Origin of the sequence: Sphingomonas rosea, from assembly GCF_039538065.1 — a bacterium.
GTDB lineage: Bacteria > Pseudomonadota > Alphaproteobacteria > Sphingomonadales > Sphingomonadaceae > Sphingomicrobium > Sphingomicrobium rosea.
In genome coordinates this window covers 2,425,903-2,440,521 of record NZ_BAABBR010000001.1, presented here as the reverse complement: position 1 = coordinate 2,440,521, position 14,619 = coordinate 2,425,903, and the positions used below count along the sequence as shown (strand labels likewise).

Genomic DNA, 14,619 nt, shown 5'->3' with positions numbered 1-14,619 from the left:
GAAGCAGAAATTCAAACGGGTTCATTTAGAGCACTTTCTCACGCACGAAATCGGAAGTGGGGGGCGCATCGCGTAGCGCCTCGATCTGGGCAGCCGTATGAATGCCGCCGTCGGTCGCGATCCGCTCGAGGACGCGGACGCGCTGCTCGAGCTCGGCGACGCGGCTGGCATATTGCGCAGCCTTCTCGGCGGTATTCTCACCCATGGCACTGATCTGCCGCTCCTTCATCTCCATCGCCTTGGTGAAGACGCGGGCGAGGATGGCGACGATCGGGATCATCATTCCCATGATGGGGATCAGAAGCGGGCTCATGCGACAGGTCCTTGATGGAAAGGGGAATCAGCGCAGCTCGTCGATCTCGCGAGCGAGGCTGCGGTTGCTGGTCAGCACATAGCTTTCGACGTCGGCCAGGCGGCGATCAATCGCCTTCATGCTGGCGCGGATCTCGCGGGCGGTCCGGGTCGGGGAAGCACGAACCTGCTGCCAGAAGCGCTGGTCCTCGGGGCTGTCGTTCATCAGCTCGCGCGGGCGGTCCTCGGCGATCCAGCCGGCGATGAAATAGACCGGGAGGATCGAGAAGCCGCTCAGCCACAGGGCGAGGAACATCAGGATCCGGACCACCGCGACGTCGACGCCGGTGTAGTCGGCGATCCCGGCGCAGACGCCCATCACCTTGCCGTTGCGCTTGTCCTTGTAGAAGCGCGTGCGGGTTGCGGGCTGGACGCTCATCAGCGGGCCTCCCGAACCCGGCTGCGCTCGGCGAGGCGGGCGAGCTCGGCGTCGAGGTCCATGTCGAGGCTGTCATGGCTGGGCAAAACGTTGCTCTGGTCGGGCGCGCATTGCTGGCGCCAGTTGGGGTTCTCGGCGGTCATGATGCGCTCGATCGAGCACATCCGGTCGTCGAGCCGGCGGGCGAGGTCGTGCAGCTCTTCGAGCAGCCGCTCGTCGCCACCGGTCAGCGTCGCCGCGGTCTTCCAGCGGGTCACATAGTGCATGATCAGCCAGGGCAGGCCGATGAAGAGGGTGGCAACCACCAAGACTGCCGCAAATGAGTCCACGACTTAATTCCCCTTGTTCGCAAGGCGCGCTTTCAGCGCTTCCAGTTCCTTGTCGACCTGCTCTTCGGCGCGCAGGTCGGCGATTTCTTCCTCGAGGCTCTTGGGGCCGGTCATGCCCAGCGCCTCGGCGCGGCCCTCGGCGAAGTCGGCGCGGCGCTCGAGCAGCTCGAACCGGCTGAACGCTTCCTCGGTGCGGCTGCCGTTCAACAGCTCGCGGGCCTTGGCGCGGGTGACCGCGCTCTCGATCCGGGTCGAGATGGCGTTCTGCCGGGCGCGGGCCTCGCGCAGCTTGCCCTGGATCTTGGCGATGTCGCCCTCATAGGCCTTGAGCGTGTTGTCGATGACCGCGACCTCGTCCTCGAGGCCCTTGGCCATGTCGGCCGCCTTCTGCCGCTCGATCAGCGCCGCCTTGGCGAGATCCTCGCGGCCCTTGGAGAGCGCGAGCTCGGCCTTCTCGGTCCAGCTGTCCATCAGCCCTTCGAGGCGAACCATCGCGCGGCGCATTTCCTTGGCGTCGGCAATGCTGCGGGCCGCGGACGCGCGGACTTCGACCAGCGTCTCCTCCATCTCGAGGATGACCATTCGGATCATCCGCGACGGGTCTTCGGCCCGGTCGAGGAGCTCGGTCAGATTGGCGGCCATGATGTCCCGGGTGCGGGAAAAGATGCTCATTAGTAATCCTACCTCACTTGGCGTGGGGTCCCTGCCTGAATTGGGATATGCAGGGGACGTGCCATTGCCGGTTTTCCGCTATTTCGGCCACCGCCGTTCGTCGGTCTGCCTGAAAGCGCTTGCCAAGACTTGGAAAATTGCACCAACTCCTTCCCATGCCGCGGGTGCAGAATTTCATCGGCTCGAGCCTTGCCTTCATGGACGCGGTCGAGCGCGCCAGCCGCGCCGCGCCGCTCAACCGCCCGGTCCTTGTGATCGGGGAGCGCGGGACCGGCAAGGAGCTGATCGCCGAGCGCCTGCACCACCTGTCGTCGCGCTGGGCGGGGCCGCTGGTGACGATGAACTGCGCCGCCCTCCCGGAAAACCTGATCGAGGCCGAATTGTTCGGGCACGAGGCGGGCGCCTTCACCGGCGCCGCCAAGACCCGCAAGGGCCGCTTCGAGGAAGCCGATGGCGGCACGTTGTTCCTCGACGAACTGGCGACGCTGTCGAGCCCGGCGCAGGACCGGCTGCTGCGCGCGGTCGAATATGGCGAGATCACGCGGATCGGGGCGTCGAAGCCGGTCAAGGTCGACGTCCGCATCGTCGCCGCCACCAACGAGCATTTGCCCAAGCTCGTCGACGAGGGCCGCTTCCGCGCCGATCTCCTCGACCGGCTGAGCTTCGAGGTCGTGACACTGCCGCCGCTCCGGCTGCGCGCGGGCGACGTGCCGCTCCTCGCCGAGCATTTCGGGCGGCGCATGGCGTCCGAGCTCGAATGGGGCGGGTGGCCCGGTTTCTCGGCCGAGGCGAAGCTCGCGCTCGAGCGCCATCCCTGGCCCGGGAACGTGCGCGAACTGCGGAACGTGGTCGAGCGCGCGGTCTATCGCTGGGACGAACCCGAAAAGCCGATCGCGGCGATCCAGTTCGACCCCTTCTCCTCGCCCTGGGCGCTCGGGCAGGCGGCTTCGCAGACGCCCCAGATCGCATCCGAAGGCGCCGAGGAAAATGTCGCCGCGCCAGTCGCTTCCGAGCAGCGCCTGCCAAGCCATGTCACCAGCGACTTCCGGGCCGCCGTGACCAGCTTCGAGCGCGCCATCCTCGAGGAAGCGCTCAAGGCCAATCGCTTCAACCAGCGCGCCACCGCGGCGGCCCTGTCGCTCTCCTACGACCAGCTCCGCCACGCGCTGAAGCGCCACAAGCTGATGGACAGCGAGCCCGCGTAACCTTCACGGCGCGACCGCGTTGACTATGGCATCGCCGCCAACCACATGGCCGGTACGTCCATACCATCAGGAGCAATACCCATGGCCTTCGAAGTCGCCCCCCTGCCGTACGATTATGCCGCGCTCGAGCCGACGATCGACGCGACGACCATGAAGCTCCACCACGACAAGCATCACCAGACCTATGTCGACAACCTCAACAAGGCGGTCGAGGGCGACTCGGCCCTGCAGGGCAAGAGCCTCGAGGAACTGGTCGCCAACGCCGGTGCCGGCTCCAAGGTCGTGCGCAACAATGGCGGCGGTCACTGGAACCACAGCTTCTTCTGGGAAGCGATGACGCCGGGCGGCGGCAGCCCGTCGGGCGAGCTCGCCAGCGCCATCGACAGCGCCTTCGGCGGCCTCGACGGCCTCAAGGAGAAGTTCAACGCCGCGGGAGCGGGCCAGTTCGGTTCGGGCTGGGTGTGGCTGGTCGCGGTGCCGGGGCAGGGCCTCGTCGTCTCCTCGACTCCCAACCAGGACAATCCGCTGATGGACGTCGCCGAGGTCAAGGGCACGCCGATCATCGGCAACGACGTGTGGGAGCACGCCTACTACCTCACCTACAACAACCGCCGCGCCGATTACCTCAAGGCCTGGTGGGACGTGGTGAACTGGGACAAGGCCGCCGAGCGGATGGCAGCCGCCAAGTAAGTCTCAGGGTGCTTCGACTTCGCTCAGCACGAACGACCTGCTATCGTTCGTCCTGAGCGGAGCGCGAAGCGCGCAGTCGAAGGGCGCTGGCGCTAGGCCTTCAGGCGATAACCCGTCCGGAAGATCCACCAGATGCCCGCGAGGCACGCCGCCGCGAACGCCAGCGTCGCCGCCAGCGCCACCCCGAAGCTGACGTCGGCAGTGCCGAAGAAGGTCCAGCGGAAGCCGTTGATCAGATAGACCACCGGATTGAACAGGGTGATCGTCCGCCACGGCTCGGGCAGCATGGTGATCGAGTAGAAGCTCCCGCCGAGGAAGGTCAGCGGCGTGACGACGAGCAGCGGGATCACCTGCAATTGCTCGAAGCCCTTGGCCCAGACCCCGATGATGAAGCCGAACAGGCAGAAGGTCACCGCCACCAGCAGCAGGAAGGCGAGCGCCAGGAACGGGTGCATCACCTTCAGCGGCACGAACAGGTGCGCGGTGGCGAAGATGACGAGGCTGACGATCGTCGCCTTGCTCGCGGCCGCGCCGACATAGCCGATCACCGTCTCCACCGCCGATAGCGGCGCCGAGAGAATCTCGTAGATGGTGCCGGTGAAGCGCGGCATGTGAATTCCGAAGCTGGCGTTGAAGATGCTCTCGGTGAACAGCGACAGCATCATCAGCCCAGGGACGATGAACGCGCCATAGGGGACGCCCCCGACCTCGCTCATCCGGCTTCCGATCGCCGAGCCGAAGACAACGAAGTAGAGGCTGGTGGTGATCACCGGCACGGCAAGACCGGTCCAGAGCGTCCGCCGGAAGCGGTGCATCTCGAACTTGTAGATGGCGAGGATGCCGCGGATGTTCATGCCTGCGCTCCTGCGTTCCCGTTCCGGATGAGGCCGACGAAGATGTCCTCGAGGCTCGACTGCTTGGTATCGAGGTCCTTGAACCCGATGCCGGCGTCCCGCATCGCCGCGAGCAGCGAGGGGATGCCGGTCTTATCGGCATGGCGGTCGAAATCGTAGGTCAGGGTGAGCCCGTCGTCCGACAGCTTCGGCGCCCAGGCGCCAAGCGCCGCCGGCACCCCGCCGAGCGGCTCGGCCAGCTGGAGGTGGAGCGTCTTGCGGCCGAGCTTCTTCATCAGCTCGGCCTTTTCCTCGACGAGGATCAGCTCGCCCTTGTTGATGACGCCCACGCGGTCGGCCATCTCCTCGGCCTCCTCGATGTAGTGCGTCGTCAGGATGATGGTCGTGCCGCGCTCCTTGAGCTTGCGGACCATCGCCCACATTTCCTTGCGCAGCTCGACGTCGACGCCGGCGGTGGGCTCGTCGAGGAACAGGATCTTCGGCTCGTGCGCGAGCGCCTTGGCGATCATCACGCGGCGCTTCATGCCCCCCGACAATTCCTTGAGGATCGCCTTGCGTTTGTCCCACAAGGTGAGGTCCTTGAGCACGCCCTCGAGATAGGCGTCGTCGCGCTTCAGCCCGAACAGTTCGCGGCTGAAAGCGACCGTGTTCCAGACGGGCTCGAACACGTCGATGTTCATTTCCTGCGGGACCAGCCCGATCTGCCGCCGCGCCGCCTTGAACTGGTCGCGCCAGTGGCAGCCGTTGACCAGCACCTCGCCGCCCGTCGCCGTCACCAGGCCGCAGACGATCGAGATGAGCGTCGTCTTGCCCGCGCCATTGGGACCCAGCAGCGCGAAGATCTCGCCGTGGGCGATGTCGAGGTCGACCGCCTTCAGCGCCTCGGTGCCGCTGGCATAGGCCTTGCGCAGGCCCCGGATGGAGAGGGCAACATCGCTCATTCGATCGGTCCCGGTTCGGCCGGCTGCGCCTTGTCCTCGGCGTTGAGGCCGTGTTTCAGCAGCATCGGCAGGTTGGCGGCGGCGAACAGGAAGGTGAGGGGGATCGCGCCCCACAGCTTGAAGCCGACCCAGAAGTCGGTGCTGCTGTTGCGCCAGACGAGCTCGTTCAGGACGCCCATGAAGAGGAAGAACAAGGCCCAGTTGCGCGTAAGCTTGCGCCACCCTTCCTCGCTGAGGCCCGGATAGGCCGAGCCGAGCACGCTTTTGAGCAGCGGCTTGTCCTTCCACAGCCCGAAGCCGAGCAGCGCCGCGACGAACCAGTAATAGATGGTGGGCTTCAATTTGATGAAAGTCTCGTCGTGCAGCCACAGCGTCAGCCCGCCGAGCACCACCACCATGATCCCGCTGAACCACAGCAGCGGCGAGACGCTCCGGAAGCGGACCGCCGAATAGATCATCGCCGCGACCATCGCGACCATGAAGGCGCCGGTGGCGATGAAGATCTTGGCGATTCCCGGCACCGGCGCGAGGAAATTGACCGCGAAGAAGACGATCAGCGGCCCGAGGTCGATCAGCAGCTTGGCGCCGCCGGCAGGTTCTTTCGAGGCGGCGCTCATGCCGGCAGCCCCGCGATGGCGCGGGCAACCGCGCGCGGGTCGAAGGGGCGCAGGTCGTTCACGCCTTCGCCGACGCCGATCGCGTGGATCGGCAGCTTGAACTTCTCGGCGGCCGCGACCAGCACGCCGCCGCGAGCGGTGCCGTCCAACTTGGTCATGACGAGGCCGGTGACGCCCGCGAGGTCGCGGAACACCTCGATCTGGCTCAGCGCATTCTGCCCGGTGGTCGCATCGAGGACGAGGATGACGTCGTGCGGCGCCTCGGTGTTGAGGCGGCCGAGGACGCGGCGGACCTTGGCCAGCTCTTCCATCAGGTGGGTCTTATTCTGGAGCCGCCCCGCGGTGTCGACGATCAGGCAGTCGATGCCGGTCGCGGTCGCCTGCTTGACCCCGTCGTAAACGATCCCCGCCGCGTCGCCGCCTTCCTTGCCGCTGATCACGGGCGCGTCGATGCGTTCGCCCCAGATGCGGAGCTGCTCGATCGCCGCGGCGCGGAAGGTGTCGCCGGCGGCCAGCATCACGCCATAATCCTGCTCCTTGAGCCAGGCGCCCAATTTGCCGATGGTCGTGGTCTTGCCCGAGCCGTTGACCCCGATGACGAGGATGACGTGCGGGCGGGGGAAGCCCCAGATGTCGAGCGGCTTGGCGACAGGGGCGAGGATGGCCTCCATCTCCTCGGCCAGGATCGTACGCAGCCCGCGCTCGTCAAGTTGCTCGAACCGCCTCGCGGCGATGGCATTTCGGATCCGCTTGCTCGCCTCGGGCCCGATGTCGGACGCGATCAGCGCTTCCTCGATGTCGTCGAGGGTCGCGGTGTCGAGCGCCGCCTTGGGGCCGGTGCCGAGTCCGCCGATATTGTCGCCGAGGCGGTCGGCGGTCTTGCGGAAGCCGCCGGTGAGTTTGTCGAGCCAGCTCATATCAGAGTTCGATCGTGCCTTCGAAGACATGGGTCGCGTCGCCGCGCATGGTGACGGCTTCGCCCGGCGCCCACGCGATGACAAGGGATCCGCCCGGCATGGTCACCGTGACGGGGGAGGAGACGAGCTTCGCGCGGATCGCGGCGACCGCGGTCGCGCAGGCGCCGGTGCCACAGGCGAGGGTCAGGCCCGCGCCGCGCTCGAACGTCTTCAAGCGGATGGCCTCGCCGGTCACTTGCGCGACATTGACGTTGATCCGCTCGGGAAAGGTCGGGTCGGTCTCGATTCCGGGTCCGAGACCCTCGATGTCGATGTCGTCGAGATCGTCCACGAAGAAGACGAGATGCGGATTGCCGACGTTGACGGCATGGGGCCGCTCGAGATTTTCCCACCCCATCGGCACCGGATCGGTCGCCATCGGATAGGCGAGGGGGATCTGGTCCCAGTCGAAGCGCGGTTCGACGAGGCTGACCTCGACCTCGGCACCCGTGACGTCGCCGTGGATGGTGCCGCCCGCGGTCTCGATGTCCCGCGCGCCCGTGAGCTTGACGACGCAGCGCGTGGCGTTGCCGCAGCTTTCGACCTCGCTCCCGTCGGCGTTGAAGATCCGCATCCTGAGGTCGGCGCTGTCGCTCGGCTCGAGGAGGATCAACTGGTCGCAGCCGATCCCGCGCTTGCGGTCGGCGAGGCGCGCGGCGAGGCCCGCGTCCATCGCCAGCGGCGCGTCGCGCGCGTCGAGGATCACGAAGTCGTTGCCGAGCCCATGCATCTTGTGGAATTGCCGAAGCATCGCCGCGGACTTAGGGGGCCTCTCCACCTTCGTCTACCGCCCAGGAGTTCCCGTTCCCATGCCCCGCGCTGCCCAGGACGTCATGCAGAGCCTCATTTTCTCCGCCGTGCTCGATGCGATCGCGGCGCTGAAGGCGGCGAGCGGCAACCTGCCGAACAATCTCCTGCGCCAGGTCCAGGCGATCCACGGCAACGTGACCATGGCCGACCTGCCCAAGGAATTGCAGGACGCGATCGCCGCCTCGACCCGCGCCGCCTTCGCCGGCCTCCTCAAGGAAGGCTATTCGGTCGCGCCGCGCGATGCCGCGCCGGTTCGCAGCGCCCCGCGCCAGGGCCAGGTCGTGCCGCGCGGGGTCGATCGCGCGCCGCGCCCGGCGCCCCGCGGTCCGCGCGGCGACGGTCCGTCGCGTGGTCCCCGTGGTGACGGTCCGTCGCGCGGCCCCCGCGGCGATCGACCGGGCGGGGCGGGGCGCGGTCCGCGTGGCCCCAAGCCGACCCGCTAGGCCATGGAAAGCGCTCCCGTCGTCAGCCGGCGGCCCGACCTGCTTCGCTTCCTGCCCGAACGGCTGTTCCGCCCCGAACGGCCGCTGACCTACGTCCTCGTCGCCTGGCTGCTGGCGCTGATCCCGTCGCTCGGCCTGTCCGCGCTCGCCAGCCACCTCGTCGAGGCGGGCGGCCCGACCTTCCCGCCAGTGGGGCCGGGGCTGCTCCTGTTCATGCTCGTGGTCTTCGCGCCGGTGGTCGAGACGCTGATCATGGGCTGCGTGCTGCTGATCCTCGACAAGCTGTTCGGCTTCCTGCCCGCGATCCTGCTGAGCTCGCTCGGCTGGGGAATCGCCCACTCGCTCCAGGCGCCCGCCTGGGGGCTGGTGATCTGGTGGCCGTTCCTGATCTTCTCGACCGTGTTCATGGTGTGGAAGCAGCGCAATCTCGCACTGGCCTTCCTCCTGCCGATGCTGGTGCACGGTCTCCAGAACCTCGGCCCCGCGCTGATGCTCGTGACCGGGAACGGCTGAGCCTATTCCGGAACAGGCACCCCGAGCGCCTCGGCGATCCGGGCGACTTCCTCGTCGGTGGGGGCTTCGGGAAAGGAACGGCCGGGGAGGGCGGCATCGTCGGGGATGCCCGGGCCAGTCCCGGCGATCGTCTCGTTACGCGGCGACTCGTTGGGACCGGTGCTGATCTTTTCCTTGGCGTCCATGATCGGGTCTCCTGTGTCGTCCAGCCAACACCATCGAGGCGACGCGGTTCCGCGCCTACGCCCAGTCGATTGATTAGCGCGTGAGGGCGGCCCATATGCTTTCCTGACACCGGCCGGACGCCCGGCCCCTTGGAGCCTTCACGAACTTGACCTTGACCCTGCCCATCCTGCCGCTGCGCGACATCGTCGTCTTCCCCAAGCGGATCGTTCCCCTGTTCGTCGGGCGCGAGAAGTCGGTCGCGGCGCTGGAAGCGGCGATGAACCAGGACAAGCAGATCTTCCTCGTCGCGCAGCTCGATCCGAGCGAGGACGATCCCGATCGCGACGCGCTCTACGATCTCGGCGTCGTCGCCACCGCGATGCAGCTGCTGAAGCTTCCCGATGGCACCGTCCGCGTGCTGGTCGAAGGGGTGAAGCGCGCGCGCCTCGTCGCCCTCCACCGCGAGGAAGGCCACCTCACCGCCGAGGTCGAGGAAGTCGAAGAGGAAGGCTCGGACGCGACCGAGGCCCAGGCGCTGATGCGCTCGGTGCTCGACCAGTTCGAGAACTATGCCAAATTGAACAAGCGCCTCCCGGCCGAGACCGGGGTCCAGCTCGCCGAGATCGAGGAACCCTCGGTGCTCGCCGACGCGGTCGCCTCGAACCTCTCGGTCAAGGTCGCCGACAAGCAGGCGCTCTTGGGCGAACTCAATCCCGCGCGCCGGCTCGAGATGGTCTTCGCCTTCATGGAAGGCGAGCTCGGGGTCCTTCAGGTCGAGAAGAAGATCCGCAGCCGCGTGAAGCGGCAGATGGAGAAGACGCAGCGCGAATATTATCTGAACGAGCAGCTGAAGGCGATCCAGCGCGAGCTCGGCAACGAGAGCGAGGATGGCGGCGACGAACTCGCCGAACTCGCGCTCAAGATCCGCAAGACCCGCCTCAGCAAGGAAGCGCGGATCAAGGCGACTGCCGAGCTCAAAAAGCTGAAAGCCATGGCGCCGATGAGCGCCGAGGCGACCGTCGCGCGCAACTATCTCGACGTGCTCCTCGGCCTGCCGTGGGGCAAGAAGTCGAAGCTCAACAAGGACATCGTCACCGCCGAGAAGGTGCTCGACGACGACCATTACGGGCTTGAGAAGGTCAAGGACCGGATCGTCGAATATCTCGCGGTCCAGGCCCGCACCAACAAGTTGAAGGGCCCGATCCTCTGCCTCGTCGGTCCGCCCGGCGTCGGCAAGACCTCGCTCGGCCGTTCGATCGCCAAGGCCTGCGGGCGCGAGTTCGTCCGCCAGAGCCTCGGCGGCGTGCGTGACGAGGCCGAGATCCGCGGCCACCGCCGGACCTATATCGGCAGCTTGCCGGGCAAGATCGTCTCCAACCTCAAGAAGGCGGGGACCAGCAATCCGCTGTTCCTGCTCGACGAGATCGACAAGCTCGGCCAGGACTTCCGCGGCGATCCCGCATCGGCGCTGCTCGAAGTCCTCGATCCCGAGCAGAACAACAAGTTCCAGGACCATTATCTGGAGCTCGACTACGACCTGTCCGACGTCATGTTCGTGACGACGGCGAACAGCCTCGACATGCCCCAGCCCTTGCTCGACCGGATGGAGATCATCCGCCTCGAGGGCTATACCGAGGACGAGAAGGTCGAGATCGCCAACCGCCACCTCGTGCCCAAGCAGCTGGAAGCGCATGGCCTCAAGGACGGCGAGCTGACCATCGAGGACAGCGGCCTTCGCGCCGTGCTGCGCTACTACACCCGCGAGGCCGGCGTCCGCACGCTCGAGCGCGAGCTCGCCAAGGTCGCCCGCAAGGCGCTCCGCCAGATCCTCGAGGGCAAGGCCACCACGGTCACCGTCACCGAGGACAATCTCCAGGATTTCCTCGGGGTGCGCCGCTATCGCTACGGCGTCAGCGAGGAAGAGGATCAGATCGGCGCGGTGACAGGCCTCGCCTGGACCGAGGTCGGCGGCGAACTGCTGACGATCGAGGCCGTGACCGTTCCCGGTAAGGGGCAGATCAAGACCACCGGCAAGGTCGGCGAGGTGATGAGCGAGAGCGTCCAGGCCGCCTGGAGCTTCGTCAAGGCGCGCGCCCCGGCCTATGGCGTCAAGCCGAGCATCTTCGCGAAGAAGGATGTTCACGTCCACCTGCCCGAGGGTGCGGTGCCCAAGGACGGACCCTCGGCCGGTATCGGCATGGTCACCGCGCTCATCTCGACGCTGACCGGGGTTCCGGTCCGCCGCGATGTCGCGATGACTGGCGAAGTCACGCTGCGGGGCAGGGTACTCCCGATCGGCGGCCTGAAGGAAAAGCTGCTCGCGGCGCTGCGCGGCGGGATCACCACCGTGCTCATCCCGCAGGAGAATGAGAAGGATCTCGTCGAGCTTCCCGCCAACATCAAGGAAGGTCTGCGGATCGTTCCGGTCGCGCACGTCGACCAGGTGCTGGTCGAGGCGCTCGCCGCCAAGCTCGAGCCGATCGAGTGGAGCGACAGCGACGAGCATGCGGCCGAGCCCGCGCCGCCGGCCGAGGTCGCCTCACCGCTTCGCCACTAGCCTTTTCCGGCTCGTTCCGGCATCAGCGACATTAACATTGATCATGTTTTCTGCGGGGAAGCAGGAAACAACGGAGTAAAGTGTACCGATGAACAAGCAGGACCTGATCGGGCGTGTGGCCGATCGCGCCGGCCTCAACCGCAATGACGCCTCGCGCGCCGTCGAGACGATGCTCGAAGTGATTACCGACGCGCTCCGCCGCGGCGACGAAGTCCGCCTCGTCGGCTTCGGCAATTTCGTGGTAACCCGCCGCAAGGCCTCGGTCGGCCGCAATCCGCGGACCGGCGAACCGATCCAGATCGACAGCACTGCGCAGCCCAAGTTCCGCGCGGGCAAGCTCCTCAAGGAAGCGGTTCAGTAACACTGGACTTGGGGGAAGCGGTTCGCTAACCGCCCCCCTCACAAGGCGTGGGCGCGTAGCTCAGTGGTAGAGCACACCCTTCACACGGGTGGGGTCGCAGGTTCAATCCCTGCCGCGCCCACCACGCCTTGTTCCCTTTACTGCAGGTAGTTCGGGCTGAAGCTCGCCACCCGTCGCAGCTCGTTCCAGTCCTGGAAGATGATCTCGCGCCCTTCGCGGCGGATGAGGCTCTGCCGCTCGAGGTCGGCGAGCACCCGGTTCACGTTGACGCTGGTCTGGCCGGTGATGTCGGCGATCTGCTGCTGCGTGAACGGGTTGATCATCCGCTGCGACACCGCGTCGATCCCGCTGCGCTCGGCGGTCTCGCACAGGAGATGCGCGACTCGCGCCACGCTGTCGCGGCGGCCGCAATTGAGCAGCCATTCGTAGCCGATCGCGGCATGCCGCTGGGTCAGCTTCCAGAAGAAGCGGGCGAGCTCGGGATGCGTATCGATCAGCGCTTCGAAATCGGCGCGCTGCCCGACCGCGACCTTGCTCCGGACGATCGCCTGGATGCCGTAGTCCGCCGCGCTGTCGCGCGGGAGAATGCCGTCGCCGGCGAAGCGCAACGCGATGATCTGCCGGCGTCCCGCGCCATCGGTGCGATATTTGGAGATGATGCCCTGGGCGACGAAGAAGACCTCGTTGCGCTCGACCCCCGGCTCACGGAACGGGCGGCGCGAATCGACCTCGACAACGCGGTGAGGGATCCTGCCGAGGACTTCGGCGAGATCGGGCTGGAGTCCTCGGCTGATCAGCGCCTCGCCGACCGAGACTTCGCTTCCGAGACCACTACGCGAGCGCCTGCTCATTCCCCGTTCCTTTCACCTCTCCCATAGGCGATTATCTGCCCGGTTAACGCCGACTGCAAGAAAATTGATGTAAGTTAGACTTGGCGGTTTACTCGGAAAATTGCTGCCACAGGCTGGCGAGATAGGTGACCAGCGCTTCGGTGGCAATTTGCGACTGACCCAGCGCCGGCGGCCCGGGCCAGCCCGAGTCGGGAAAGGCGATCCCCTCGAACTCCCGCGGCTGCGGATAGCGTGGGATGACATGGAAATGGACGTGGGGATCGACCATCATCAGCATGAGATAGTTGATCCGCTCATAGGACGTGGCCTTTCCAAGGACCCGCTCGATCCGCGCGACCAGCCGGCCCTGCTCGGCGAAGGCACCGGAAGGAAGGTCGCCGTAGGCGGTCGCGTCGCTGGTCGAGCAGAGGATGAGGCTGCCCAGGGTCGGTTGAGCGGGACGGACCAGCACCGCCCAATGCTCGCCCTCGTGGAGGCAAGAAGCGGGATAGCCAAACTTGCGCAGCGTCGCGTTCGGGGCGGAGTTGGTCATCGGGCGCTCGCTCTTGCTTGCATCGTGGGCCGTGCACCCTTAAGGGGCGGCGGCGCCGTGCCAAGCCGTCGATGAGGTCTTGGGTTCGCGGTCGTGGCGATCGTAGCTCAGTTGGTTAGAGCATCGGTTTGTGGTACCGAGGGTCGCGGGTTCAAGTCCCGTCGATCGCCCCATTTTTTCTTCTCCACAGCGATTCGGATCACCCCTTCATGACCGACATCTGGAGCCTGCCCGATTTCGACGGGCACGAGGCCGTGCATTTCGTCACCGACCCTGTCAGCGGGCTGAAGGCGATCATCGCCATGCATTCGACCCATCTCGGGCCGGCGGCGGGCGGAAGCCGATTCTGGCATTATGCCGAGAACGAGCAGGCGCTGACCGACGCGCTCCGGCTGTCGCGGGGCATGAGCTACAAGAATGCCATGGCCGGTCTTCCGCTCGGCGGCGGCAAGGCCGTGATCCTCGCTGACGAGAACCGCACCAAGACCCCGGCGATGCTCGCCGCCTTCGGCCGCGCGGTCGACCGGCTCGGTGGCCACTACGTGACCGCCGAAGACGTCGGCATCGGAGTCGCCGACATGCAGGCCGTGCGCCGCGAGACCCGCCACGTCGCGGGTCTGCCCGTGGCCGAGGGCAGCGTCGGCGGCGATCCCGGGCCCCATACCAGCTATGGCGTCTTTCTCGGCATCAAGGCCGCGGTGAAGCGCGCGCTTGGCCGTGATGACCTGTCGGGCCTCCACATCGCCATGCAGGGCGCGGGCAGCGTCGCGAGCGGCGTCGCCCGCCGCGCCGCCGCCGAGGGCGCCCACCTGACCATCGCCGACGTCGATGCGGCCAAGGTCGCCGCGCTCGCGAACGAGGTCGGCGGCGCGATCGGTGACCCGGCGACCATCCTCGCGCTCGAAGCCGACGTCGTCAGCCCCAATGCGCTTGGCGCCATCCTCGATGATGCCAGCATCGCCGCGCTTCGCGCGCCGATCGTCGCGGGCGGCGCGAACAACCAGCTCGCCCGGCCCGAACACGGCCGCCAGCTGATGGAGCGCGGGATCCTCTACGCGCCCGACTATGTCATCAACGCGGGCGGGATCATCAACGTCTCGACCGAATATCTGCAGGACGGCGGGCCCGAGGTGGTCAAGGGCCGCATCGAGGGCATCCCCGCGCGCCTCGAGGCGATCTGGGCCGAGAGCCAGGCCAGCGGCCGCGACGCCGGCACGGTTGCCGATGCCATGGCGCAGAAGCTGATCGGGCGGGGCTGACGCTCCGCTGGTAGCCTGCTTCGACTTCGCTCAGCACGGACGAGCCGCGAGCATCTGGTTCGTTTGCCCTGAGCGAAGTCGAAGGGTCTGTGCGGCTTCTCGGGCGACCCCGTCCAACCGCCTATTTCCAAGCC

19 protein-coding genes and 2 tRNA genes are annotated in these 14,619 nt (G+C 66.8%); 9 read left to right on the top strand and 12 right to left on the bottom strand.

Features of this window, described 5'->3' with window-relative positions:
* Positions 1 to 25 precede the first annotated feature (25 nt).
* Genes ABD693_RS12095 through pspA form a run of 4 tightly spaced genes read right to left on the bottom strand, consistent with a single transcriptional unit; the run spans position 26 to position 1,731 of the window.
* The gene (locus ABD693_RS12095; RefSeq protein ID WP_344697323.1) at positions 26 to 313 is read right to left on the bottom strand and encodes a hypothetical protein; all 288 of its coding nucleotides are present in this window, start codon (positions 311 to 313) and stop codon (positions 26 to 28) included.
* A gap of 27 nt (positions 314 to 340) precedes the next feature.
* Positions 341 to 730, bottom strand: coding sequence for an envelope stress response membrane protein PspC (pspC, locus tag ABD693_RS12090; protein ID WP_344697322.1), 390 nt, complete (start codon positions 728 to 730; stop codon positions 341 to 343).
* Positions 730 to 1,059, bottom strand: coding sequence for an envelope stress response membrane protein PspB (gene pspB, locus ABD693_RS12085; protein WP_344697320.1), 330 nt, complete (start codon positions 1,057 to 1,059; stop codon positions 730 to 732). Before pspB ends, pspC begins: the two co-directional genes overlap by 1 nt.
* Positions 1,060 to 1,062: 3 nt before the next feature.
* Entirely contained in the window at positions 1,063 to 1,731 is a 669-nt protein-coding gene (pspA, locus tag ABD693_RS12080) for a phage shock protein PspA (RefSeq protein ID WP_344697319.1), read from the bottom strand.
* A 155-nt stretch (positions 1,732 to 1,886) separates the two neighbouring features.
* Here pspA and pspF point away from each other — a divergent pair, with 155 nt between their 5' ends.
* Together pspF and ABD693_RS12070 are read left to right on the top strand one after the other, a co-directional pair.
* Positions 1,887 to 2,936 carry a phage shock protein operon transcriptional activator gene (gene pspF, locus ABD693_RS12075; RefSeq protein ID WP_344697318.1) on the top strand — a complete coding sequence of 350 codons (1,050 nt, stop codon included), beginning with the start codon at positions 1,887 to 1,889 and terminating at the stop codon, positions 2,934 to 2,936.
* A gap of 81 nt (positions 2,937 to 3,017) precedes the next feature.
* Positions 3,018 to 3,626 carry a superoxide dismutase gene (locus ABD693_RS12070; RefSeq protein ID WP_344697317.1) on the top strand — a complete coding sequence of 203 codons (609 nt, stop codon included), beginning with the start codon at positions 3,018 to 3,020 and terminating at the stop codon, positions 3,624 to 3,626.
* A 92-nt stretch (positions 3,627 to 3,718) separates the two neighbouring features.
* Here ABD693_RS12070 and ABD693_RS12065 read toward each other — a convergent pair whose 3' ends face one another.
* From ABD693_RS12065 to dapF, 5 genes are read right to left on the bottom strand one after another with little or no spacing between them, the layout of a single operon-like run.
* Positions 3,719 to 4,480, bottom strand: a complete 762-nt coding sequence (locus ABD693_RS12065) for an ABC transporter permease (RefSeq protein WP_344697316.1) — start codon at positions 4,478 to 4,480, stop codon at positions 3,719 to 3,721.
* On the bottom strand, positions 4,477 to 5,421 hold the full coding sequence (locus ABD693_RS12060; RefSeq protein WP_344697315.1) for an ABC transporter ATP-binding protein: 945 nt from the start codon (positions 5,419 to 5,421) through the stop codon (positions 4,477 to 4,479). Before ABD693_RS12060 ends, ABD693_RS12065 begins: the two co-directional genes overlap by 4 nt.
* Positions 5,418 to 6,038, bottom strand: a complete 621-nt coding sequence (locus tag ABD693_RS12055; protein ID WP_344697314.1) for a septation protein A — start codon at positions 6,036 to 6,038, stop codon at positions 5,418 to 5,420. Before ABD693_RS12055 ends, ABD693_RS12060 begins: the two co-directional genes overlap by 4 nt.
* Positions 6,035 to 6,955, bottom strand: a complete 921-nt coding sequence (gene ftsY / locus ABD693_RS12050) for a signal recognition particle-docking protein FtsY (protein ID WP_344697313.1) — start codon at positions 6,953 to 6,955, stop codon at positions 6,035 to 6,037. The genes ABD693_RS12055 and ftsY overlap by 4 nt, the downstream gene beginning before the upstream one ends.
* Position 6,956: 1 nt before the next feature.
* Entirely contained in the window at positions 6,957 to 7,745 is a 789-nt protein-coding gene (gene dapF, locus ABD693_RS12045; RefSeq protein ID WP_344697312.1) for a diaminopimelate epimerase, read from the bottom strand.
* A 58-nt stretch (positions 7,746 to 7,803) separates the two neighbouring features.
* Here dapF and ABD693_RS12040 point away from each other — a divergent pair, with 58 nt between their 5' ends.
* Together ABD693_RS12040 and ABD693_RS12035 are read left to right on the top strand one after the other, a co-directional pair.
* Complete coding sequence (locus ABD693_RS12040) at positions 7,804 to 8,247, top strand: hypothetical protein (protein ID WP_344697311.1); 444 nt, start codon at positions 7,804 to 7,806, stop codon at positions 8,245 to 8,247.
* Between the two features lie 3 nt (positions 8,248 to 8,250).
* On the top strand, positions 8,251 to 8,760 hold the full coding sequence (locus ABD693_RS12035; RefSeq protein ID WP_344697310.1) for a CPBP family glutamic-type intramembrane protease: 510 nt from the start codon (positions 8,251 to 8,253) through the stop codon (positions 8,758 to 8,760).
* Positions 8,761 to 8,762: 2 nt separating this feature from the next.
* Here the strand turns inward: ABD693_RS12035 and ABD693_RS12030 are convergent, their stop codons facing one another.
* A complete protein-coding gene (locus ABD693_RS12030) occupies positions 8,763 to 8,945 on the bottom strand; it encodes a hypothetical protein (protein WP_344697309.1) in 183 nt (60 codons plus the stop codon).
* Positions 8,946 to 9,091: 146 nt separating this feature from the next.
* On the opposite strand from ABD693_RS12030, the gene lon reads away from it, so the two are divergent.
* From lon to ABD693_RS12015, 3 genes are all read left to right on the top strand, one after another.
* Positions 9,092 to 11,482 carry an endopeptidase La gene (gene lon, locus ABD693_RS12025; protein ID WP_344697308.1) on the top strand — a complete coding sequence of 797 codons (2,391 nt, stop codon included), beginning with the start codon at positions 9,092 to 9,094 and terminating at the stop codon, positions 11,480 to 11,482.
* 88 nt (positions 11,483 to 11,570) lie between these two features.
* Positions 11,571 to 11,843 carry an HU family DNA-binding protein gene (locus ABD693_RS12020; protein WP_344697307.1) on the top strand — a complete coding sequence of 91 codons (273 nt, stop codon included), beginning with the start codon at positions 11,571 to 11,573 and terminating at the stop codon, positions 11,841 to 11,843.
* A 49-nt stretch (positions 11,844 to 11,892) separates the two neighbouring features.
* Positions 11,893 to 11,967 (top strand) — tRNA-Val (locus ABD693_RS12015).
* A 13-nt stretch (positions 11,968 to 11,980) separates the two neighbouring features.
* Here the strand turns inward: ABD693_RS12015 and ABD693_RS12010 are convergent.
* Both ABD693_RS12010 and ABD693_RS12005 read right to left on the bottom strand, forming a co-directional pair.
* Complete coding sequence (locus ABD693_RS12010) at positions 11,981 to 12,694, bottom strand: Crp/Fnr family transcriptional regulator (RefSeq protein WP_344697306.1); 714 nt, start codon at positions 12,692 to 12,694, stop codon at positions 11,981 to 11,983.
* An 88-nt stretch (positions 12,695 to 12,782) separates the two neighbouring features.
* Positions 12,783 to 13,226 carry an HIT family protein gene (locus tag ABD693_RS12005; RefSeq protein WP_344697305.1) on the bottom strand — a complete coding sequence of 148 codons (444 nt, stop codon included), beginning with the start codon at positions 13,224 to 13,226 and terminating at the stop codon, positions 12,783 to 12,785.
* A 96-nt stretch (positions 13,227 to 13,322) separates the two neighbouring features.
* Here ABD693_RS12005 and ABD693_RS12000 point away from each other — a divergent pair.
* Together ABD693_RS12000 and ABD693_RS11995 are read left to right on the top strand one after the other, a co-directional pair.
* Positions 13,323 to 13,399: transfer RNA gene (locus ABD693_RS12000), tRNA-His, on the top strand.
* A 36-nt stretch (positions 13,400 to 13,435) separates the two neighbouring features.
* On the top strand, positions 13,436 to 14,485 hold the full coding sequence (locus ABD693_RS11995; protein WP_344697304.1) for a Glu/Leu/Phe/Val family dehydrogenase: 1,050 nt from the start codon (positions 13,436 to 13,438) through the stop codon (positions 14,483 to 14,485).
* The last annotated feature ends 134 nt before the right edge of the window (positions 14,486 to 14,619 follow it).

What these genes read in the sequence shown, in the direction of transcription:
- ABD693_RS11995 (WP_344697304.1), top strand. Translation starts at nt 13,436, where the DNA reads ATGACCGACATCTGGAGCCTGCCCGATTTCGACGGGCACGAGGCCGTG.
- ABD693_RS12035 (WP_344697310.1), top strand. Translation starts at nt 8,251, where the DNA reads ATGGAAAGCGCTCCCGTCGTCAGCCGGCGGCCCGACCTGCTTCGCTTC.
- pspC (WP_344697322.1), bottom strand. Translation starts at nt 730, where the DNA reads ATGAGCGTCCAGCCCGCAACCCGCACGCGCTTCTACAAGGACAAGCGC.
- ABD693_RS12020 (WP_344697307.1), top strand. Translation starts at nt 11,571, where the DNA reads ATGAACAAGCAGGACCTGATCGGGCGTGTGGCCGATCGCGCCGGCCTC.
- ABD693_RS12010 (WP_344697306.1), bottom strand. Translation starts at nt 12,694, where the DNA reads ATGAGCAGGCGCTCGCGTAGTGGTCTCGGAAGCGAAGTCTCGGTCGGC.
- ABD693_RS12040 (WP_344697311.1), top strand. Translation starts at nt 7,804, where the DNA reads ATGCCCCGCGCTGCCCAGGACGTCATGCAGAGCCTCATTTTCTCCGCC.
- ABD693_RS12065 (WP_344697316.1), bottom strand. Translation starts at nt 4,480, where the DNA reads ATGAACATCCGCGGCATCCTCGCCATCTACAAGTTCGAGATGCACCGC.
- ABD693_RS12055 (WP_344697314.1), bottom strand. Translation starts at nt 6,038, where the DNA reads ATGAGCGCCGCCTCGAAAGAACCTGCCGGCGGCGCCAAGCTGCTGATC.
- ABD693_RS12070 (WP_344697317.1), top strand. Translation starts at nt 3,018, where the DNA reads ATGGCCTTCGAAGTCGCCCCCCTGCCGTACGATTATGCCGCGCTCGAG.
- dapF (WP_344697312.1), bottom strand. Translation starts at nt 7,745, where the DNA reads ATGCTTCGGCAATTCCACAAGATGCATGGGCTCGGCAACGACTTCGTG.
- ftsY (WP_344697313.1), bottom strand. Translation starts at nt 6,955, where the DNA reads ATGAGCTGGCTCGACAAACTCACCGGCGGCTTCCGCAAGACCGCCGAC.
- pspA (WP_344697319.1), bottom strand. Translation starts at nt 1,731, where the DNA reads ATGAGCATCTTTTCCCGCACCCGGGACATCATGGCCGCCAATCTGACC.
- ABD693_RS12095 (WP_344697323.1), bottom strand. Translation starts at nt 313, where the DNA reads ATGAGCCCGCTTCTGATCCCCATCATGGGAATGATGATCCCGATCGTC.
- ABD693_RS12060 (WP_344697315.1), bottom strand. Translation starts at nt 5,421, where the DNA reads ATGAGCGATGTTGCCCTCTCCATCCGGGGCCTGCGCAAGGCCTATGCC.
- ABD693_RS12005 (WP_344697305.1), bottom strand. Translation starts at nt 13,226, where the DNA reads ATGACCAACTCCGCCCCGAACGCGACGCTGCGCAAGTTTGGCTATCCC.
- ABD693_RS12030 (WP_344697309.1), bottom strand. Translation starts at nt 8,945, where the DNA reads ATGGACGCCAAGGAAAAGATCAGCACCGGTCCCAACGAGTCGCCGCGT.
- pspF (WP_344697318.1), top strand. Translation starts at nt 1,887, where the DNA reads ATGCCGCGGGTGCAGAATTTCATCGGCTCGAGCCTTGCCTTCATGGAC.